The 21143-nt window shown below is 41.5% G+C and carries 14 protein-coding genes; 10 read left to right on the forward strand and 4 right to left on the reverse strand.

Translation table 11 applies throughout. The annotated features are described in order from the left end of the window. Positions 1-1142: 1142 nt before the first annotated feature. Positions 1143-2114: a DUF1517 domain-containing protein gene (locus NCWK1_RS18990; RefSeq protein WP_103125807.1), complete on the forward strand. Its 972-nt coding sequence runs from the start codon at positions 1143-1145 to the stop codon at positions 2112-2114. Positions 2115-2193: 79 nt separating this feature from the next. Here the strand turns inward: NCWK1_RS18990 and NCWK1_RS18995 are convergent, their stop codons facing one another. Continuing rightward, positions 2194-3840 carry a mechanosensitive ion channel gene (locus NCWK1_RS18995; RefSeq protein ID WP_103125808.1) on the reverse strand — a complete coding sequence of 549 codons (1647 nt, stop codon included), beginning with the start codon at positions 3838-3840 and terminating at the stop codon, positions 2194-2196. A 296-nt stretch (positions 3841-4136) separates the two neighbouring features. Here NCWK1_RS18995 and NCWK1_RS19000 point away from each other — a divergent pair, with 296 nt between their 5' ends. The 3 genes from NCWK1_RS19000 to NCWK1_RS19010 all read left to right on the forward strand — a co-directional run bounded on the left by NCWK1_RS19000 (position 4137) and on the right by NCWK1_RS19010 (position 5286). Further along, positions 4137-4589, forward strand: a complete 453-nt coding sequence (locus tag NCWK1_RS19000) for an SRPBCC family protein (protein ID WP_103125809.1) — start codon at positions 4137-4139, stop codon at positions 4587-4589. Positions 4590-4787: 198 nt separating this feature from the next. After that, positions 4788-5033 (forward strand): hypothetical protein, encoded by a 246-nt coding sequence (locus tag NCWK1_RS19005; RefSeq protein WP_015113319.1) that lies wholly within the window; start codon positions 4788-4790, stop codon positions 5031-5033. Beyond that, positions 5014-5286 (forward strand): hypothetical protein, encoded by a 273-nt coding sequence (locus tag NCWK1_RS19010; RefSeq protein WP_096584317.1) that lies wholly within the window; start codon positions 5014-5016, stop codon positions 5284-5286. Before NCWK1_RS19005 ends, NCWK1_RS19010 begins: the two co-directional genes overlap by 20 nt. 245 nt (positions 5287-5531) lie before the next feature. Here NCWK1_RS19010 and NCWK1_RS19015 read toward each other — a convergent pair whose 3' ends face one another. Both NCWK1_RS19015 and ileS read right to left on the reverse strand, forming a co-directional pair. Then, entirely contained in the window at positions 5532-5720 is a 189-nt protein-coding gene (locus tag NCWK1_RS19015; protein ID WP_103125889.1) for a hypothetical protein, read from the reverse strand. A 513-nt stretch (positions 5721-6233) separates the two neighbouring features. Continuing rightward, a complete protein-coding gene (gene ileS / locus NCWK1_RS19020) occupies positions 6234-9110 on the reverse strand; it encodes an isoleucine--tRNA ligase (protein WP_103125810.1) in 2877 nt (958 codons plus the stop codon). 245 nt (positions 9111-9355) lie between these two features. Here ileS and NCWK1_RS19025 point away from each other — a divergent pair, with 245 nt between their 5' ends. After that, the gene (locus NCWK1_RS19025) at positions 9356-12181 is read left to right on the forward strand and encodes a tetratricopeptide repeat protein (protein ID WP_103125811.1); all 2826 of its coding nucleotides are present in this window, start codon (positions 9356-9358) and stop codon (positions 12179-12181) included. A gap of 196 nt (positions 12182-12377) precedes the next feature. Here the strand turns inward: NCWK1_RS19025 and NCWK1_RS19030 are convergent, their stop codons facing one another. Next, the gene (locus NCWK1_RS19030) at positions 12378-13076 is read right to left on the reverse strand and encodes a Ycf66 family protein (protein WP_103125812.1); all 699 of its coding nucleotides are present in this window, start codon (positions 13074-13076) and stop codon (positions 12378-12380) included. 334 nt (positions 13077-13410) lie between these two features. On the opposite strand from NCWK1_RS19030, the gene gndA reads away from it, so the two are divergent. The 5 genes from gndA (at position 13411) to NCWK1_RS19060 (ending at position 21143) form a co-directional block, all read left to right on the forward strand. Further along, on the forward strand, positions 13411-14841 hold the full coding sequence (gndA, locus tag NCWK1_RS19035; protein ID WP_103125813.1) for an NADP-dependent phosphogluconate dehydrogenase: 1431 nt from the start codon (positions 13411-13413) through the stop codon (positions 14839-14841). A gap of 507 nt (positions 14842-15348) precedes the next feature. Continuing rightward, complete coding sequence (locus tag NCWK1_RS19040) at positions 15349-15777, forward strand: hypothetical protein (RefSeq protein WP_103125814.1); 429 nt, start codon at positions 15349-15351, stop codon at positions 15775-15777. Positions 15778-16420: 643 nt separating this feature from the next. After that, positions 16421-17878 (forward strand): class I SAM-dependent DNA methyltransferase, encoded by a 1458-nt coding sequence (locus NCWK1_RS19050; protein WP_103125815.1) that lies wholly within the window; start codon positions 16421-16423, stop codon positions 17876-17878. Continuing rightward, a complete protein-coding gene (locus NCWK1_RS19055; protein ID WP_103125816.1) occupies positions 17875-19518 on the forward strand; it encodes a restriction endonuclease subunit S in 1644 nt (547 codons plus the stop codon). The genes NCWK1_RS19050 and NCWK1_RS19055 overlap by 4 nt, the downstream gene beginning before the upstream one ends. After that, positions 19515-21143, forward strand: a complete 1629-nt coding sequence (locus NCWK1_RS19060) for a restriction system-associated AAA family ATPase (RefSeq protein ID WP_103125817.1) — start codon at positions 19515-19517, stop codon at positions 21141-21143. The genes NCWK1_RS19055 and NCWK1_RS19060 overlap by 4 nt, the downstream gene beginning before the upstream one ends.

Raw genomic sequence — 21143 nt, forward strand, 5'->3', positions numbered from 1 at the left:
AATCACCAATAACTTACTGAAGTTGAACAAGGTGAAAACCACTACTGTAAGTTGTTTTGGTAACAAATTTGCTTTGATAATTCTGCTTAAGCTTGTTGTTATTTCCACTATATGTGGAATCTCAATTTATTTCTATCTTGCCATTGGGTAAATTATGAGTTATGTGTCTAATTTTCCCTTTAAGTATATTTTAGCTAAACGAGATTGGAAGAAACGCAGTATCATCTACTTGTAGCAGTTTGTACTTGACAATTTTGGTATTCTGTAACCTAATGTTTGCTGATTTATCGTTGAGCTAAATTTAAAATTTGGATGGACATCAACGTTAAATAGCTATAATTTTTGTCAAAGTGGTGTTTACAAACTTTAATTAAATTAGACTTATACAAGATATTGGCATTCCAAATTACCACTCTCTCGTTCCAGGCTGTGAGAAACATTATTCTCAATTCTGTTGGTTTTGAGTGAATGTATTAACAAGCCTTAAAAAATATTTTAAAACATTAAAAATAGAGATTGGCTTGTTATTTGTGTGAAGTGTTTGTTAATTATAGATTTTGGTAACAATTGACTCTATTTAGACAATTTCTCTTCAGGCAATAGCCAAAAAAATTGCTCCCAGAAGCTACAGAAAGTCAGAAAAATCTATGCTATGTGATAGTTTAGCTGAGATTATCGCTGATAATGAGCCAAAATGCCACAGAGTTTTTCAATCACAACTATAGATATTTAGCCAGTGAACCTGACTGTTGATGGTGAGGGAATAAGTATAGTCTTCGTTACAAATAATTCAATTAAAAATCTGTGCGATCGCAGTAATTTGTCTTAACTTGAGCATGACAATCCTGCCGTCCACCTTTAGCCTGATTTGACGGCAATTATTAATTGATCCCAAAGTTCCTACTATCCAGCATAAGTTCCAAGGTACGGTAATCTACTACAGAAATCCCCCCTCCGTCTGCTGTGTACCTGGGATAAGTCGCGGTAAATTGAAGATGTAGCAACAGTTAATGATGTTACAAAAAGCTACTGCCAATTAAATACTCGCTTACTAGTCGCGGGCTGGCATCAGCTACATACCGCAAAAATCCTACCAGCTTAGGATGCAATATCAGCAATAAAATTTTTCAAGCGACTGTGTTATGCGTAAAAAAATACAACAAACCATCAAACCGCTGTTAAAAACGTTCTTTGTCCTCAGCCTAGTTTTAGCTTTAGCACTAGGTCATGCTGACGGCGCATTAGCTGCCCGCAGTGGCGGTCGTATTGGCGGCGGTTCTTTTAGAATGCCTTCTAGCGGCCGTACCTATACACCGCGTACTTACGCACCTCCTGGTGGTGGTGGATACTATCCTGGTGGTGGATTTGGCTTTCCTTTCCTACTACCTTTGTGGGGTTTTGGTGGGGGATTTGGCGGTCTGTTTTCGATTTTAATTTTTATTGCGATCGCTAACTTTCTTGTCCAAAGTTTCCGCCGTTCTAACAGTGACGGAATAGAAGACGTTGGTTATAACAGCAACCCCAATGTTTCTGTAACTCGTTTGCAAGTTGGTTTGTTAGCTCAAGCCCGTGATTTGCAACCAGAACTCAACAAAATTGCTGAAATTGCTGATACCAACTCACCCGAAGGTAGAGCCGCAGTACTGCAAGAAACTAGTCTCGCTTTACTCCGCCATCCAGAATATTGGGTATATGCAGGCGGTGGTACACAACAAGCTAAGTTAAGCTCTGCTGAAAGTCAGTTCAACCGTTTAGCATTAGCAGAACGCAGCAAATTTAGCGAAGAAACCCTTTCTAACGTCAATAACCAACTTAAAGCGGCTCTTGCTAAAGAAGCTTTACCTGCTAGTAGTGAACTGGACAACCCAACGAAGCTAATTAGTGAAGGCCCCGGAGAATACATTATCGTTACCTTGTTGGCGGCCACTTTAGGTAAATTAGAAACTCCCGCTATCAACTCTACAGAAAGCTTGCGTCAAGCTTTGCGGCAAATTGGTAGTATTCCAGGTGAGCAACTGTTAGCTATTGAAGTTTTGTGGACTCCTCAAGCTGAAGGTGATACCTTAACTTCCGATGATTTGTTAGCAGAGTATCCTGATTTGACACTTGTGTAACACAATCACAATAATTGCATTTTAAAACCCGCCCAAGATGGTGATCCATGCCTGCAAGCGGGTTTTTCAATTGGTGAATTTAGCTCTTACTTTTAAAAGAATCCAACCACTCTTTAACTTGTTCGCGGGCAATATCGCGGCCGCCCAGACCAAAAGCCAGAGCAATAGCCACAGCGATCGCACCTAGCAATAAACCAAATGCTAAATTGACAATATCGCTGGCAACACCAATTTGTTGTAATGCCATTGCCGAAACTAAAGTAATAACGGAAATTCTCGCTACTTGAGCTAAGATTTTAGCTTGGCGATCGCCGGAACTGCTAATCAAACTAAAAGCTAGATTTGCCAGAAATAATCCGACGGCAAACACAATTAATCCCGATAAAATCCGCCCCAAAATAATTAAAATGCCAGTTACCAATGTTGTCAGGGCAGGAATATTTAAAATATTCACGGCTGCCACTGTGGCAAATAGCATAATGCCGACTAAAGTAATAATGCCAGCAATTTCTGAGGGTGTGCGGAGTGGTGCTAGTGGTTGTGTTTCGGTATAGACTTCTTGCCTAGCAGGTGATGGCAAACCAAGCACCGCAAAAATATTGTTAAAGCCTAAACTAGTCAAAATACTAGTAACTAAATCTCCAACAAAGCGCCCAACAAAAAAGGCAATAATTAAAATTGCTGCGGCTGTAAAAATAGCTGGCAAACTATTTAAAATCTGTTGCAGCATGGTAATTGCTGGTACAGATATCGCCTCAATTTTTAAAGCATTCAAGGCGGCGATCGCCACAGGAATCAAAATTAAAACATAGACAATTGTGCCGATAATTGTCGATAAAGACTGTGCGCCCATTGCTGAGGAAAGCCCAAACCGACTACCTAAATAATCTACGCCAGTTGTGGCTAAAAGATTAGTCACAATCCGTCGGACAATATTAGCTAAAAACCATCCCAATACCGCAATTAAAATTGCTGCCAAAATATTGGGGAGAATTGAGAGAATTTCGGTAATCAGTGCTTGTACTGGTAAAAGAGCTTGCCGCAGTCCCAGAGTATCGAGAACTGGGGCAAGAAATAGTAAAAAGATAAACCAATATAAAGCACTGGCGATCGTCTCACTCAAAGAAATGCGATCGAGACTAATACTATCTTCGGGCGAGTCTTGATTTAAACGCTCATCTAGCTTGAATGCTTGCAATCCCCGCAAAGTAACAATTTTGACAATACTGGCTAAAACCCAAGCAACTCCTAACAGAATTCCTGCACCTACCACTTTTGGCAAAAAGCCAATCAGTTGATCAAGAAAACTATTGAGTGGTCGAGAAGCTACCTCTAGTCCTAGTGCTTGTAAGACAGCCACTACTGTTAGTAAGATAATGCTCCAAAAGACCAAACTAGAGATTAACTTCTCTACCTGGGGAACATCTCTGCGTCCCGTCACCCCTGCTGCAATACGATTATCAATGTTCGTGCGATTCAAGATACCGCGCGTCACTGCGGCAATGCTGGCAGCAATCAGTAAACCTACTAACAGAATTGCCACTGCCCCTAGCAATCTTGGTGTATACAGAATTACTTGTTGTCCAATTCCTTGGAGTTCTGCAATTCCTTGGTTTACACTCGGTTGATCTAGTGGCAGATTGGGCGATTGTCCTAAAAATTGCTGTCCCTTTATCGACAAACCCATGTCTATCAACCGGGATATCCCTGGCCAAGTTGTGTTCATGGTTTTTTGGAATTTAGCTTATGTGTTCGTTAAAAATACTTGTCAACTCAGTAGAGTAGATTTGATGATGCAAAATTACACTCTAGTAAGTTTACGCGGATTTTGCGTAACAATTTACCAGTAAATATATATAGGCAATTAATAGATAGGCTAATTTGTTACAAATAAAAAAATATTTTGTATTTTCAATGGGATTTTGCTTGAGTAAGAACAGGTTTTTTGTCACATAAATGTAGCTTGCAGACAACAGCCAATTTTAAGTTAATCTAAGGGCAGCAACAGGATTACTAATTGGCATGACCCAAGTTTTTGAACAATCAATTCAAATTAATGCCACAGCAGCGGTTGTCGAGCGCTGTATTACGGATTTAGCGCTGATGTCTCGCTGGCTGAATCCTGTGCTACGCTGCGAACCAGTGGGTGAGATTTGGAGTACGGATATAGGTAGTGAAAGTCGCTTTATAATTCAAATTCCCCTAGTTAAACCAACTTTGAAAAGCATTGTGGTAGAACGACAACCGGGTTTAGTGGTTTGGGAATTTCAAGGATTTTTTCAAGGACGCGATCGCTGGGAATGTCAACCAGTAGAAAAGGGAACGCGCTTAGTCAATCGTTTCGAGTTCACTATTCCTAACCCCCTCGTTAGTTGGGGATTCAACAATTTTGCTGCATCTTGGACAAAGGAAGATATGCAAGCCCAACTGCGTCGCCTCAAACGCGTTGCGGAAGAAGTGCAAATTAGTCAGTAGATACTCTCTGTGTTTACGTACGGGTGTGATTACAAGTCTTTGTTTATTCTTAATCATCTCCGTATTCTCTCATTTGCTAATTACGCAAATGCGCTGATATTCAAATTGGCCATCTTCATAAATTCAGCAAAATCACGGTTACGTTGAATTGGGGTTCTGATCAAAACTGCCAATATCCAGTTTATTAGGGTGCAACTTATGACTAGCCCTGCGATGAGATTTATTAGAGTCAATCTGGAAATGGCAAAAGAAGTAGCTCATAAATGGGAGCAAGCTTCTTACAGTCAAACCAGTGCTTACTGTTTGGATATTTTAAATGAACTAGGATTTCCTAGTGCTGAACTACCTGTTAACTTGCAAACTCGTGAAGAACAGTTAAATTTCATCGCAGGCTTTGCTTCTTATGCTTTTGGGGAGGTGCAAAATGTCCAAGGCGCTAATTGAAGACATTTTTAATGAACCAGAATGGGCAGAAGAAACTGCTATTCCTGCAACAGATGGGGAATTATTAATGCTAACAGAAAGAATTTCTAGCTTTGAAATTCCCATTCAGGTTTTTTTGCAAGCTGTAGCGATCGCGGCTTACGATTGTGCAGCAGCTTTTCGTTACGCTGATAATTATTTAATCAGTCATCAAAAGAATAAGCGGAAGAATTTACGTGTTTTCAGGTCTTTGCGTAATTTTGAAAATAATTGAACTCATACATACCCAAATCTTGCCCCTCTCTGCGTCGGAGAGGGGTTAGAGGAGAGGTGATTTCTGAATTCTCAATAGTTTTTTTGTAATCATAATCTACTCAGTCAAAGTGAATAGTCTTCTTGTATATTCTTCTAATCAAAAGGAGTCAGAAAAATATTCTGGCTCCTTCATTGTTCGTATTTCGTAAGTATATTGAGTCTGTTTAGCATTTCCAGTTTGACCTGATGCCGATATAAATTAATTTATTCTCTACTTGGCATTTCAGCTTCATGAATTGCTTGCTCTAAAAAAATCTTCGCATCATCTATCTGCCCAGATTCTATGCAGGCATGAACAATTTTGCACCATTCTATTAAACCTGTCAGCTTTTTTGTCCGATTTTCAGGAATCCATGATTTAGAAATTGTGGAGTTAAGACGGAAATTCTGCATTTTAATAGCTCCTAAAAAATTTACGTGTATCTCCATATTTCACCCACTATTCTATTTATTTACTTACACCTGAGATAGAAATATAGAAATACTTAAGGCTTTCTTAAGTATTTCACTGATCGCAATTTTGAAATAGCGATCGCTTTTCTTTTTAACTTGAATAAGCAGATCAATACTTCTGCAAATCAATACGTTAATTTACTAATGCTGGGAAAATTCAAAATTAAAGCAATAAAAGCAAAAATTGATGAGATTTATGGCATTAATCATAATTATTTGTGAATTTCTGCCAGATTTTTGCTGAATTTCTGGGTGATGGAAGATAACAGAGATGGGGATCGCACTTCTATTTGAGATCAGAACGCGAAACATAGCTATATTATCTGCTAGTTATCGCGATCGCCTAACTTTTCCCAAGACCACAAATATTTAAACCCCTCTCCAATATGGAAAGGGGTTAAGTTAATCAAATTCACTGCTCAAGAAGCAACAAAGCTTCTGATGGCGCAAAAATTAGAATTCACCAGCTAAGGCAGAAACGCACCTTTCGCACAATAAAGGATGCTTTGCTGATTCTCCCACATGAGTTGAGTAGTTCCAGCAGCGATCGCATTTTTCACCCTCTGCATTCACTACCCCAATTCCCCAATTATCAGACTGCAAGTTATATTTCACATCTTGCAATTTCTCAGGCGAATCTAATAACTCTACCTGAGAAGTGAGGAATAAATAGCGCAGTTCATCGATACCGTTACCGCTAACAGGATTTAAAGTTGCAATGGTAGTGCGAGATTTTTCATCCTTGACGTAAATCAAAGCTTTAGCTTCTAGGGAAGAACCAATCATTTTTTCTATCCTAGCTTGTTCTAAAACCTTGTTTACATCAGTACGCAACTGGCGTAATTGTTGCCAAGATTCTGCCAACTCTGGATTATGCCATTTATCCTCTACCTGCACCCAACCAGCTTCAAACACTGATTTGTAAGGTGTTTTATAAGGTAGATATTGCCAGATATCTTCGGCAGTGTGGCAGAGAACAGGTGCGATCGCTCGTGCTAAATTTTCTAAAGCAATGTGTATCACTGTCTGACAACTGCGACGGCGGAAAGCATTGGGCGCACTGATATATAGCCTATCTTTGGCGATATCTAAATAGAAGTTAGATAAATCCACCACACAGAAATTTTGCACAGTTTGGAAGAAACGGAAGAATTGGAAACTTTCAAACGCTTCCGTTACTTCTTGAAACACCTCACGAATGCGGTGCAACATATATTTATCTAACTGGGGCAAATCCTCAAAGGGAATTGCATCTTTTTCTGGGTCAAAATCGTGCAAGCTACCCAACAAGAACCGCGCTGTATTGCGAATCTTCCCGCGTACATCGTTTAGTTGCTTGATGATATTTTTCCCAATGCGGACATCACCAGAATAGTCTACTGATGATACCCACAATCTCAATACATCTGCACCATAAGCTGGGTCTGATTTTTGATTTTTCCCGCCTTCAATGATTGCATTGGGGTCAACCACATTTCCTTCTGATTTGCTCATTTTACGCCCCTGCTCATCCAAAGCAAAGCCGTGAGTTAATACAGTTTTATAAGGTGCAATGTCATTTACCGCTACACTAGTCAGCAAACTTGACTGGAACCAACCGCGATGTTGGTCGGAACCTTCCAAGTAAATATCGGCGGGGTAGCGTAACTCTGGACGTTGCTTAACAACAGCCGCCCAAGATGAACCAGAATCAAACCATACATCCATTGTGTCTGTACCTTTGCGGTAAGACTTGCCATTGTTGCGATAGGACTCTGGTAATAATTCCTCTACAGACAATTCCCACCAAGCATCAGAACCTTTCTCGGCAATGATAGCTTGAACGTGGTTGATAGTTTCCTCATTTAACAGAGGTTCGTTCGTTTCCTGATCATAAAATACGGGAATTGGCACACCCCAAGCACGCTGACGAGAGATACACCAATCAGAACGTTCCGCCACCATTGGCGTGATGCGATTTTCACCTTGGGCTGGAATCCATTTTACCGATGCGATCGCCTTCAGTGCCTCTTCCCTAAATCCTTCCACCGAAGCAAACCACTGTTCCGTCGCCCGGAAAATCGTTGGTTTCTTCGTCCGCCAGTCATAAGGATACTTGTGTTGGTAAGGTTCTTCCTTCAACAGCGAACCCGCCGCCGTCAGCGCATCAATGACCGCCTGATTTCCATCACCCAGCACATTCAACCCAGCAAACTGTCCCGCTTCCTCAGTAAAGTTGCCGTTATCATCCACTGGCGCAAGAATAGGCAAACCGTAACGCTGACCAACAATGTAGTCTTCTTGACCGTGACCAGGGGCAGTATGTACCAACCCAGTACCCGACTCAGTAGTGATGTAATCACCACCAACTACAACCGGGCTTTCGCGGTCATATAAAGGATGACGGTAAGTAGTATGTTCTAACTCCTTACCTTTAAAAGTCGCCTTCACCGTTAACTGGGCCGAGATAGTCGCCGCCAAACGTTCCACCAAATCAGCCGCCACAATAAGGTATTTAAAATTACTTTGAGCGTCTGGGCGCGAAACTTCCACCACCGCGTAATTCAAATCTCCATTCACTGCCACCGCCAAGTTACCGGGAATTGTCCAAGGCGTAGTAGTCCAGACAGCCACACCCAACTCTGACTGATACTCTCCCAACACTGATTTTGCCGCCTCCGCCAAACCAGTAACAGGGAACGCAGCATAGATACTCCGCGAAGTGTGACCTTCAGGATATTCCAACTCCGCCTCAGCCAAAGCCGTTTTAGAACTGGGACTCCAGTGAACCGGCTTCAACCCGCGATAGATGTATCCTTTTAACACCATCTGACCAAATACACCAATCTGCGCCGCTTCATATTCCGGCTTCAGCGTTAAATATGGGTTATCCCAGTCACCCCAAACACCGTAGCGTTTGAAACTTTGACGTTGGTCATCTACCGTTGTTAAAGCAAACTCTTTAGCTTTTTGGCGCAATTGCAAAGGCGTTAAACTTTGCCGTTCTGCCGACTTGAGATTTTGCAAAACTTTCAGTTCAATGGGTAAGCCGTGGCAGTCCCAACCAGGCACATAACGAACCTTTCGCCCTTGTAACAAATGGTAGCGATTAATAATATCTTTGAGAATTTTATTTAAGGCATGACCAATATGCAGAGAGCCATTTGCGTAGGGAGGGCCATCGTGCAGTATAAATAATTCGCCTGGATTTTCTTGCGACAGGCGTTCAAAAATTTGATTATCTGCCCAAAACTTTTGAATTTCGGGTTCACGCTTGATGGCGTTAGCCCGCATATCAAAATTAGTTTTAGGTAGATTTACAGTGTCTTTGTAACTTCCAGTTTCCGTCACAGCTTCATGCCTAAGAATATATGTGCAGGTTTTATCAATTATAGAAGATGGCAGGAAGTCTAAAATTACCTCTTTTGCTCACTCGCAGAGATTTTGGTAATTATTAGCACTTTAAATATGAGAAATTGAAAAAGTACGGATTCCATTTCACAGAAATTAATTATTAGATTAGCTTTAGTTAATATGCTTTCTAATGTTGTAATAGCTAAAATCTATACATCTTACTTCAATATTTGCATTGCCAGATGACATCTCCCGTACCTTACTACATATCGCGTAAGCAAGCGCAAGACTTTCTCACTAAATTTACAAAAGCACTGGAATCTCCAGACTCTAACCCACTACTATTTCAAATTTATGGGTTTGGGGGAGTTGGCAAAACCACCCTGACAAAGAAACTCAAAGAGATGCACGAGCCGCAAGCTGATTTTGCAGAAGTGTCATTTGGTCTTACAGCAGGTATCGAAACACCACTGAAGTTAATGGTGAAGCTTTATGAGCTATTACCAAAACCTACCGGACTTTTACGAACAGATATTTTGTCTAAACCTGACCCATTTATAACACTTTATGAGCAATATGAAGAAACTTTTTATAAGTTAAAAACTGAACCAGTTCAAGGCAAATCAGTTGATACAGAACAACAAAACACGGTTAAAGATTGGCTTGAACTCGGAACAGGAATGTTACTAGCGACAGGTGCAGCTTACTTTGGAGATTCCGCAACAGCGTTAAGTTTAGGTCTGGATGCTGCGGTCAAGACTGGAGGAATGCTATCAGATGCGCCACAGGCCATTAAATCTAGTAAAGAGCGTATGCAAGAACTATTGCAAAAGCATCCAGCCACGAGGAATAACAAAGAGCTTCAAGAGTTAATGCTGGAACCAATACCAAAGTTAACTCATGCCTTTGCTCAAGCTTTAATACAAAAAGCTCATAAACAAAAGCAGTCAATTGTGCTGATTTTAGATACTTATGAAAAAGCACCTTCAGATATTGATACTTGGCTCTGGCAATATTTATTAGAAGATACAACATTAAAATCTTATCGTGTTCGTATTGTTGTAGCTGGAAGACGTTCTTTACTTGAAAAAGAAAGTTGGCGAAAGTTACAACAGGATCGGGATTTGATATATGAACAAAAACTAGATGAATTTAGTAAAGAACAAACTAAAGAATATCTTCAACATATAAGCATTACCAAATCTGGTGATATTCAAAAAATATATAACGCGACTAAAGGTTTACCTTATTACCTAAACTGGATTAAACGCGAAAAGGAAGCAAATAGAGATATTGATTTTTCGCGGGGCAACCAAGCGATTACTAATCTGCTACTGCAAGGATTGAGTACACAGCAAAAGCAGATAGTTCAATTAGCCGCCTGTTGTCGTTGGTTTGACCGCTCATTGATTGAGTATTTAATGCAAAAGAAAGGAATAGATTTTGCAACTGGTGCTTGTGCAAATAGCAACTGTTTTGATTGGCTAACAAAATGTGACTTTGTTGAGTTTGTTCAAGGTCGCTACCGACTTGATGATGTAGCCCGTGATATTTTTCGCCTTTCGTTTTGCCAGGATGATAAAACCCGATTTCGAGAAACACATGAACTACTGGCTAAATATTTTGAGCAATGGGCAAACCAAGAAGTTGCACTAGATAGCCCTGAGCCAGAAAAATATGAAAATGCTGATTGGCGACAATGTACTGCTGAATTTATTTATCATGCTCTGTTTGCAAGGAGGGATGAGGGTCAGCGTGAATTCATTTACCATTTATTTGCTTCTCGCTATATGAAGCAACTTGAAGTAGTAATGATTCCTTTTGCAGCAGTTGTTACAGAATTAGCAGTAGAAAATTATCGCCTATTACCTGATTCAACTGAGAGGTTTTTGAAAAACATAAAATTGGGATTTCTATTTAGTTGGATGATTTTAGCAAATGATCCAGCTAAATATGAGATTAACTATCAAGATGGAACAGGCCCTTCTAAAGAAGAGATAGAAGCAGCATTAAGACATTGTTTTACTCAAGTTGACTTTTTAAAAGATGGTTTGGGTAAATATGCTGGGCTTTTATATAAATCCTTAAGGAGCCATCCTAATCAGCGAAAAGATTTGCTACTACGGGCAATTGAGCAAGCTGAATTTATTTCTACTAATACTCATCCTGAATCCAGCAGTCGTCTGTTCTCAAATATCGGTAATTTGCTGTATGAATTGAAAGAATATAAAGAGGCATTAGCTAACTATGACAAAGCCATAGAAATTAAGGATGACTTACTCGAAGCATGGTCAAATCGAGGTAATGTACTGGATGACTTAGAGCGTTACGAAGAAGCATTAGCTAGTGTTGATAAAGCCATCGCCCTTCAAAATGATTATCCACAAGTATGGTTAAATCGAGGCGTTATGCTGGGAAACTTAGAGCGTTACGAGGAAGCATTAGCTAGTTTTGATAAAGCCATCGCCCTTCAAAATGATTATCTAAAAGCATGGTTAAATCGAGGCGCTATGCTGGGAAACTTAGAGTGTTACGAGGAAGCATTAGCTAGTTTTGACAAAGCTATTGAAATTCAAAATGACTACCCGGAAGCGTTGTACTATAGAGCGTCTTTGCTCTTGTCATTAAAGCGTTATGATGAAGCATTGTCTAGCCTTAATAAGGCGTTAAACATTATACCGAATGAACCAGATTTTTTGAGTGATAGGAGTTTAAATCTGAGTTTTTTAGGTCTTTATGATGAAGCATTGGCTAATATCAAAGAAGCTTTAAAACTTCAGCCAGACTATCCTCTATGGTGGGCTAATCAAGGTATTGTACTAGCTCGTGCAGGACGCTACCAAGAAGCAATAGCTAGTTGTGGCAAAGCTATAGAACTAAAACCTGATGATGAGAGTGGATATTATGGCAAAGCTTGCTGTTATTCCTTGCAAGGAAATATTGAGTTAGCAATTGAGAACCTACAAAAAGCAATAAATATCAACTCTTTCCGATGCCGTAGAGAAGCAAAAACAAACCCTGATTTTGATAGCATTCGAGAAGATGCACGATTTCAGGCATTACTGTAAGGTTAAGTTAACGGGTTGCACTGCTTAAAATACACTAATTTTTAGCAGTGTTTAATTGTGTTGACTCAATAAGACTTCTATCTTTCTCGTTTATCTAGTAGATAGTTTAATTTGTGCGATCGCCACTAACAACTTTGATCACAGCAAAACCCAACATGATATTAATTCAAGCTGGGTTTTACAAAATTTAACTAACTTAACTATTTGGCGGTATTTGTTCCGGTGGTGCTTCAGCGGGGGGAGCAAGCACCGCATCAGGCGCAATTTCTTCTACGGGGATGGGTTCTTTGTTTTCCGCTTCAGGATGTACTTGCGCGGCTTCCACCAATTCCGGGGATGGGGGATGGGGTGGAATTACTTCTGGAACAACTTCAGTTACAGGTGCAGCATCTGTAGTCGCAGGTACTTCTTCAGCAGCAGGTTCTGGGATGGGTGTAGTTTTGTCAATAATCTCAACAGCAGGTTTATCTACTGGTACATTTTTACTGACAGGTGGTTGTACTTTATCTTTCACACCGCCCAAAGTGCTACTCAACCCTTGTTGCAACTTGCCAAAACGTTCTGAAAGAGATAACTTTGTCACCTGTTCTTGAAGAGAAGTTTTCACGGCTTCCGAACTAGGTACTGGAGTTTGTTGTAATAGCGGAGTGACTTGTCGCCGCAGTGATAAAGTTTGCCAACCAAACCAAATTAAAAGAGCCACACTCGCCACATGACCTAGTAATAATCCTCCTCCAATATGTGGCGCAAACACCCACAAAACTAAAGCGTAAAACAGCCCAATGCCACTCCAAATAAAATCATTCTTGCGATGGATTTCGGGGAAAAAGAAAGCTGATACGTAGAGTAATAAACTACCAAGACCGACCACCAAAGCTAGGACGTATGCCAGCATTTTTGGTTACTCCTTAACTATTTTTCATTGGGATTGAGTATTGAGTATTAGGTACTAGGTACTAGAAAAATTAATCTGAATTTAAGGAAAAATTATGCTGAATTTAATCCCTAATTCCTAATCCCTGTGCCTCATCCCTCAACTAGATATTCCAATTTTGCAAATTTTGCAGCACAATTGTTGACTTAGATACAATTTAAAACTTGTTATATGTGATGTTAGTTCTGAGCTTTTACTAATGACAGTAACTCTTAATGTCTTCTTTAGGGGATAAGAGAAACTCTCGGATTACCCTAAAAGATGAAAGAATCTGCAAGAGTTAGCCAAACTAGTTATGACACTACAAAGTTTTGGTGTGATTGGATTAGCCGTTATGGGCGAGAATATCGCTCTTAATGTAGAACGTAATGGTTTTCCAATTGCAGTATACAACCGCTCCCGCGAAAAAACCGATGCTTTCATGGCCCAGCGTGCGCCAGGGCGGAACGTTAAAGCAGCCTTTACTTTAGAAGAATTCGTTGCAGCATTAGAACGTCCCCGCAAGATTCTAGTAATGGTACAAGCTGGTAAACCCGTAGATGCGGTGATTCAGCAGCTAAAACCTTTGCTACAGGAAGGCGATATTATCATTGATGGTGGCAACTCTTGGTTTGAAGATACCCAAAGACGTACCGAAGAATTAGAACCCCTCGGTCTGCGGTTTCTCGGTATGGGTGTGAGTGGTGGTGAAGAAGGTGCATTAAACGGCCCTTCTCTGATGCCTGGTGGAACCCAAAGTTCTTACGAGTATCTCTCACCAATTTTCAATAAAATTGCTGCCCAAGTTGATGACGGCCCTTGTGTTACCTACGTTGGCCCTGGTGGTTCCGGTCACTATGTGAAGATGGTACACAACGGCATTGAGTACGGCGATATGCAGCTAATTGCCGAAGCCTACGATTTGTTGAAAAATGCTGGTGGACTTGACCACAATCAGCTTCACGAAGTGTTTGCTGAATGGAACACCACTGACGAACTCAACTCATTTTTGATTGAGATTACAGCTAATATCTTCCCTTACATTGACCCAGAAACCAGTCTACCTTTGGTAGATTTGATTGTAGACGCAGCAGGTCAAAAGGGAACTGGTCGTTGGACTGTACAAACTGCTTTGGAATTAGGAGTTTCGATTCCCACCATTACAGCAGCCGTAAATGCTCGGATTATTTCTTCAATTAAAGATGAACGGATAGCTGCATCTAAGCAACTCACAGGCCCCAGCGGCAAATATGACGGTACTACCAAAGAGTTTATTAACAAAGTCCGGGATGCCTTGTATTGCTCCAAGATTTGTTCTTATGCTCAAGGGATGGCTCTACTATCTACAGCTTCCAAAACATATAACTGGAATTTGGATTTGGGTGAATTAGCCCGGATTTGGAAAGGTGGTTGTATTATTCGTGCTGGCTTCTTGAATAAAATTAAGAAGGCATTTACCGAAAATCCCGCATTGCCTAACTTGCTATTGGCTCCTGAATTTAAGCAAACAATTCTCGACCGACAAACAGCTTGGCGGGAAGTCATCATAACTGCTGCGAAACTAGGTATTCCAGTACCAGCATTTAGCGCATCTTTAGATTATTTTGACAGCTATCGCCGCGATCGCTTGCCCCAAAACCTCACTCAAGCACAACGCGATTACTTCGGCGCACATACCTATCTACGCCTCGATAAACCAGGTAGTTTTCACACTGAATGGGTTCCCATCACGGAAGCTACAAAGTAAACTTTCACTCCTCTAAGTTATGAGCATCTTGTGAAAGTTTAAATTCCTGTTAGCTGACAATTAGAAAGAGACTCTGAGGTTCATGTAACTTTACTCATAACTTTGCCGCCCCTGGTAGCATAATATTGCCGTCAGTAATGCTTTAACCCATAGGGAAAGGCAATCTAAAAAATGTTCTATTTTCGCTTTCGTCCTTTGAGGCGAAAGCATTTTTTTATTTATAGTGGCAATATTTCAAACTTGAGCGATCGCAACCCAAATTATCATACTGGAAGCATAATATTTCCGAAATTCCAAATTGGAAGCATAAGCTTGTCGCAAGCCAGAACAGTTTTGCCAAGATCATCCAAACGTACAAGATAACAAGGTTTTCCTGAATTAAGCGATCCCATTAAACAAACTTGCCTCTACTTTTCGCGGGCTACCAGTGCCAATCAGAGAGAAACAGCCTAAAATTGAATGGCAAAATTTTATACTGTCTTGATCTGGTAGTCCAGAATTTAGAAAATGGGAAAATTACTCAGTTCAATTCTTCAAGCTCAAGTTGAGCTTCTCGCGCTGACTCTTTTACTAACTAACAGCGAAGGCGAAGAGTATGAAGAACAAGTCATTCCTTCACAAGCAGTGAGCGCGGCAGCAAAACGGGGACTTGCTCTGCATAACAAGTTTGGTGGAGGTAGAAATATAGCTTTAGCTGAAGCACTAGCAGAGCAACAACCTCTGACTATGGAAAATATTAATACACTGGTAGAGTTTTTTGAGAAATTTAAGCTAGATCAAAACGATCCGGGATGGTACAACCCTGAAAAGCCATCTGCCAAATGGATTTGTTGGTCACTTATGGGAGATGAGTCTGGCAAACAATTGGCAATACAAACCAAAACTATGATTGAAGAGGGTTTGAAAGATAAATCAATAAAAATCAAAGCTCAGTAATTTTTATATAAATGTAGTACAAACTAATTCTTTAGTGTTTCTGTGTAACTCTACTAGATTGGCGATCGCAACCAATCAGAATAAGATAATTACAATAACCTTTCTGTAAAAACCAGTTAAAAAGGATACTGTAATTTCGTTAAGCGAAGCCAACACCAGAAGAGATTTTATTGACCCAGCCTAAAAAAAGCAGGGTGAAACTTACAAGACCCGAATCAGGTAGGGTTTGAGATTCCGGTGGATGGCTACGACGCAGAACCCTGGAATGGTGTTACTGATTATTGCTTGTATCAGCCTAACGGTAAAATGATTGCTGTAGTCCAGGCGAAACCATAAAGCTTTGACCCGTGTATAACTCAAGCATAATTACAACATTACATTACGGAAATGCGGCAGAGTTTGGCTTTGACGCATTTTTTGTGTCAGATGATACCCTAGCAACGCACTGTCTGTACTAATTAATGAGCGATCGCTACTACGAGAAACAATTATTATAGATTCACTCTGTTTACAGATTCAGTGAAATGACGGCAAGATAGTGATTTGTAACTAAGATTAAGTGTCATCGAAAGCCATCATAAAAACTGCTGGAAAAATAGTTGACGCAGCAGATACCCCTTAGGGGTAAGATAAATTTTCGCTTATGAGTACCACGACCTACGACCTAGTTGCCAAGCTCTGGAATCTCTGTAACGTCCTCAAAGATGATGGCGTGACGTATCACCAATACGTGATTGAACTGACGTACCTACTGTTTCTGAAGATGGCGAAGGAGACCCGCACCGAAAACCTACTTCCAGAGGGGTACCGCTGGGACGACCTCGAAGGCAAAGCAGCAAATGAGCGTTTGGATTTTTACAAACTGCTGTTGATTCATCTTGGTAGTCGCGGTTCCACACTTGTTAAAGAAATTTTTGCCAACGCCAATTCCTCTATCAAAAAACCCAATACACTTTCTACACTAGTTACTGAGATTGAAAAGCTTGACTGGTACAGTGCCCGGCAAGAAGGACTGGGCGACGTGTATGAAGGGCTGCTGGAAAAGAACGCCAATGAAAAGAAATCTGGTGCTGGTCAGTACTTTACACCCCGTCCGCTGATCGATAGTATGGTGCATGTTATGCGCCCTACGTTGGAGGACATTATTCAAGACCCCGCAGCAGGAACAGGCGGTTTTTTAATCGCCGCCAATCGCTACATACGCGAAAACAGTGACCCGGATACCTGGACAGAGAAACAGCAACGTAAGTACCGTAGCAATACCTTCTACGGTATGGAGCATGTGCAGGACACGCACCGTCTGGCGTTAATGAATCTCATGCTGCATGGGCTAGAGTTTGTCCCACAAGGGGCAGGTATCCGCTACGGCGATACGCTTTCGCCAGAGGGAGAAGCATTGCCGAAAGCAACACTGATCCTCACCAACCCACCCTTCGGCACAAAAAAAGGCGGTGGCTTACCAACCCGTAAGAACTTCACTTTTCCTACCAGTAACAAACAATTTTGCTTCCTGCAACACATTTACGATGGTATCAAGCCCAGTGGTCGTGCTGCTGCCGTTTTCCCGGACAATGTATTGTTTGACAGTAATGTGGGTAAGCAAATCCGCACTGACTTAATGGAAAAGTGCAATTTACACACTATTATGCGCCTACCTACTGGTATTTTCTACGCCCAAGGTGTCAAGACTAATGTGTTATTTTTCACTCGTGGTAAGAAGGAACAAGGTAATACCCAAGAAGTGTGGGTATACGATCTGCGTGCTAATATTTCGCAGTTTGGCAAGCGCACCCAGCTAACCCGTCAACACTTTGCCGAGTTTGAAATCGCCTTTGGCGATGACCCCTTTGGTAGCCCAGCAAGTCTTGCTAAACGCTTAGATACTGGCGAGCAAGGGCGTTTCAGAAGATTTACCCGTGACTGGATTGCTGAGCGCGGCGATAGCCTGGACATTTCTTGGCTTAGAAATGAAACAGAAGATAGTACTGAGGAACAGCTAGAACCAGCGACGCTCGCACAAGATGCAATGGTAGAACTGGAAGCAGCATTGGAAGAACTGCGGGGAATTTTGGAGGAGTTGGGTGAAGAGGTGGAAGTGTGAATTCTCAACTCCCATCTGGCTGGGCTGAAATATCTTTTGGAGCGATCAATGAGTTTGAGTCTCAAACGATTAATCCAGAAAACTTTCCAGAAGAAACTTTTGAGTTGTGGAGTGTGCCTAGCTTTTTGTCAGGAAAACCAGAAATAGCAACAGGGTCAAATATTGGATCAACAAAGCAGCTAGTAAGACCTAACGATGTCTTAATCTGCAAAATCAATCCTCGAATCAATCGTGTTTGGCAGGTTGGAAAAAATTCAGGGCTTAGACAAATTGCTTCATCTGAGTGGATTGTCCTTCGCTCATCCAAAATTGCCAGTGACTACCTGCGGTATTTCTTTTCAAGCCCCTCATTTCGTGAACAGATTTGTAACGGAGTGAGTGGGGTAGGTGGCTCTCTCACAAGGGCTCAACCCAAGCGTGTAGCAACTTTTCTAGTTCCTGTCGCTCCACTCAACGAACAAAAACGTATCGTATATAAACTCAATGCTCTGCTTACACGGGCTCGTGCCTGCCAAGAGAGGCTGGCTTGTATTCCTGGTATCCTCAAACGCTTCCGTCAAGCTGTGCTCGCAGCAGCAACGTCTGGGCAGCTGACACAAGAGTGGCGAGCTAGAAATAAAGCCTCTGACTTGAGGGAGCAGATAAATGTTGAATTCACTAGATTCAACTTTGCGGGTGCAGATTGTTTTGGTGATTATCAGTTTCCGGCAAGCTGGAGTGTTGCTCGATTAGGAGATATTGCAGAAATTGTTGGTGGAATTACGAAAGACTCGAAAAAGCAAGACCCAGCAGATGAAGATTTGCCATATCTGAGAGTTGCTAATGTGCAAAGAGGCTTTCTTGATTTAAGCCATATAAAGTCAATAAGAGTGCCTAAGCGGCGTGTCGAAGAGCTATTACTGAAAAAAGGGGATATTCTTTTTACTGAAGGCGGTGACATTGATAAGCTTGGTAGAGGATGGGTGTGGAATGGTGAAATTGAGCGATGTACGTTTCAGAATCATATATTTAGAGTTCGACTTCATAACAAATCTTTTGAGCCAAAGTTTTTCTCTTGGTACGGGAATTTACGAGGGTATAATTACTTTCTTTCATCGGGTAAGCAGACGACAAATCTTGCTTCTATTAATAAAACCCTTCTATCAGCCCTACCCATAGTAATTCCTCCATTAGAAGAACAAAAGGAAATCACTCGCCGCTGCGAAGTCTTGTTTGCTTATGCAGATCGCTTAGAAGCGAGGTATCAAAATGCTTGCGCTCAAGTCGAGCGACTGAAAACTTTACTATTAGCTAAAGCTTTTCGTGGCGAACTGGTGCCTCAAGACCCCAACGATCAACCAGCATCGTCGCTATTGGAGCAGATTAATGCGGTTCGTTCAGCACAACCCGCCAAAGCTAAGAGGGCCATAACATCTAGAAAACCAGCCATGACCAAAATGACCAAAGAATCTGTGAAGGAAGCAATTCGGCAATTACCCAACGACAAATTTTCATTCGATGAACTGCGTGAAAACCTCACTGGTGATTATGACTCACTAAAGGATATCCTGTTTACACTCCTCAGTGAAGCCAAGCCGATTCTTACTCAGGTCTTCGATCAAGAGGAGCAAGCAATTTGTTTTTTTCGGGCAGGTAAATGAAGCTTTTAAGGGTTCACATCATTTCTGCTAAAACTTGCGGGGGGCTACTTGATGGACTGAACTTACAGTTAAGAAGTCCATTTAGTGGCTATTCTGGGTTTGATCCTTTATGTTTTATTGGGCCGAATGGCGCAGGCAAATCTCAATTCTTGCAAGTGTTAACAGAAATTTTTCAGTCTGTGTTTCACAGATGCATTCCTAATGAAGAACGTGTTGAAGGAAATCCCGACTTGCAATTCGAGCTTGAGTATCTCATTCACCCAGAGGATGAGCAGCTACCTGTCCGTGTCCGCATTTCACGGAAAGCCAGTGGTAAAAATCGTCCAAGCCTTGTAATCGAGCGGAGAGATGAAGATGAATACGACTGGATAGAATGTGACCTCAAAGCTCCTGAAACCTGTACACTTTTGCCTCAAAAGATTGTTGGCTATACCTCAGGCGATAATGAAACGCTCAGTTTGCCGTTCCTATTAAGTCGCAGCGGGTATGCGAAGGATGTGACCGAAAGTGCATTACACGAGCCAAAACGGGTTCCCGATACTCGGCTAATGCTGATTGACTATGGAACGCACCTTGAAGTTTTTGTGGCAAATCTCCTGTTGGGTGATGCTTCCCAGTGGGATTTTCTGCTACAGGATGCAAAACTGCAAAACCTGCATTCATTTCGTTGCATAGTCCAACTTGCACACAGTGCAGCCCCAAAGATTCCAAGTAGGAGAGGCTCACAAAGTGCGCGAAAAGGAATACAACTTACCAAGGAACTGGAAGATTATCTCGATCAGCTCAAACGTTGCGCTACCTGCTACACCTATGACGATAAAACAGAGACGTATACCTTTGACTATTGGATAAATGACCAGACAAGAAAAGCGTTTCGCTCGTTTTGGGACAACACGCTTGATTTGTACTCGTCATTCCACAAGTTCGCAATGTTAAACGACTTGGTACTTCCCAAGAAAACCCGCGAGCGGTTTCGGAAAGACACCAAATCGAGAAGGTTTGCTTCACGTCTTCCAGAGCCTCAGGATGAAGATAAGGTTTTCCGATTTGAACGAGTGATGTTTACTGCTCAAAGAACTGGCAAAGAAGTAGACTACGTATCGCTTTCTGATGGCGAGCATCAGCTTGGGCAGATTCTGGGAACGTTTTGTATGTTGTCATTTCCTAACGTACTTTTCCTGCTTGATGAGCCTGAGTCGCATTTCAATCCGCTATGGCGGGTGAAGTTCATTTCACGCATATTGGATCTCCCTACTAAACATGGCGATCGCAGAGAATCTGCTAAAGCTACTGAACAAGAGTGCTTACTAACAACACACTCACCTTTCGTCCCCTCAGATATGCATAGAGACAAAGTTTTTATTTTTAGCAAAGACGAAGAAGGGAAGATTCAAGTCCAAAATCCCAATATTGAGACATTTGGCACTACATTCGACACAATCATTGAGGAATGCTTTAACGTTCGCCCGCCTATGTCACAAGTTCCTCATGATGAGATTAAAAGGCTGATGGAGAGTGAAAATCCCGAAGAGATTAGGGCAGGGATGCAGCATCTGGGTGATTCTGTCGAGAAAGCATTTCTGGTTGATCGACTGTTGCAGCTAAGAAATAGGGATGAGGTGTAG

Origin of the sequence: Nostoc cycadae WK-1 (assembly GCF_002897135.1) — a bacterium.
GTDB lineage: Bacteria > Cyanobacteriota > Cyanobacteriia > Cyanobacteriales > Nostocaceae > Nostoc_B.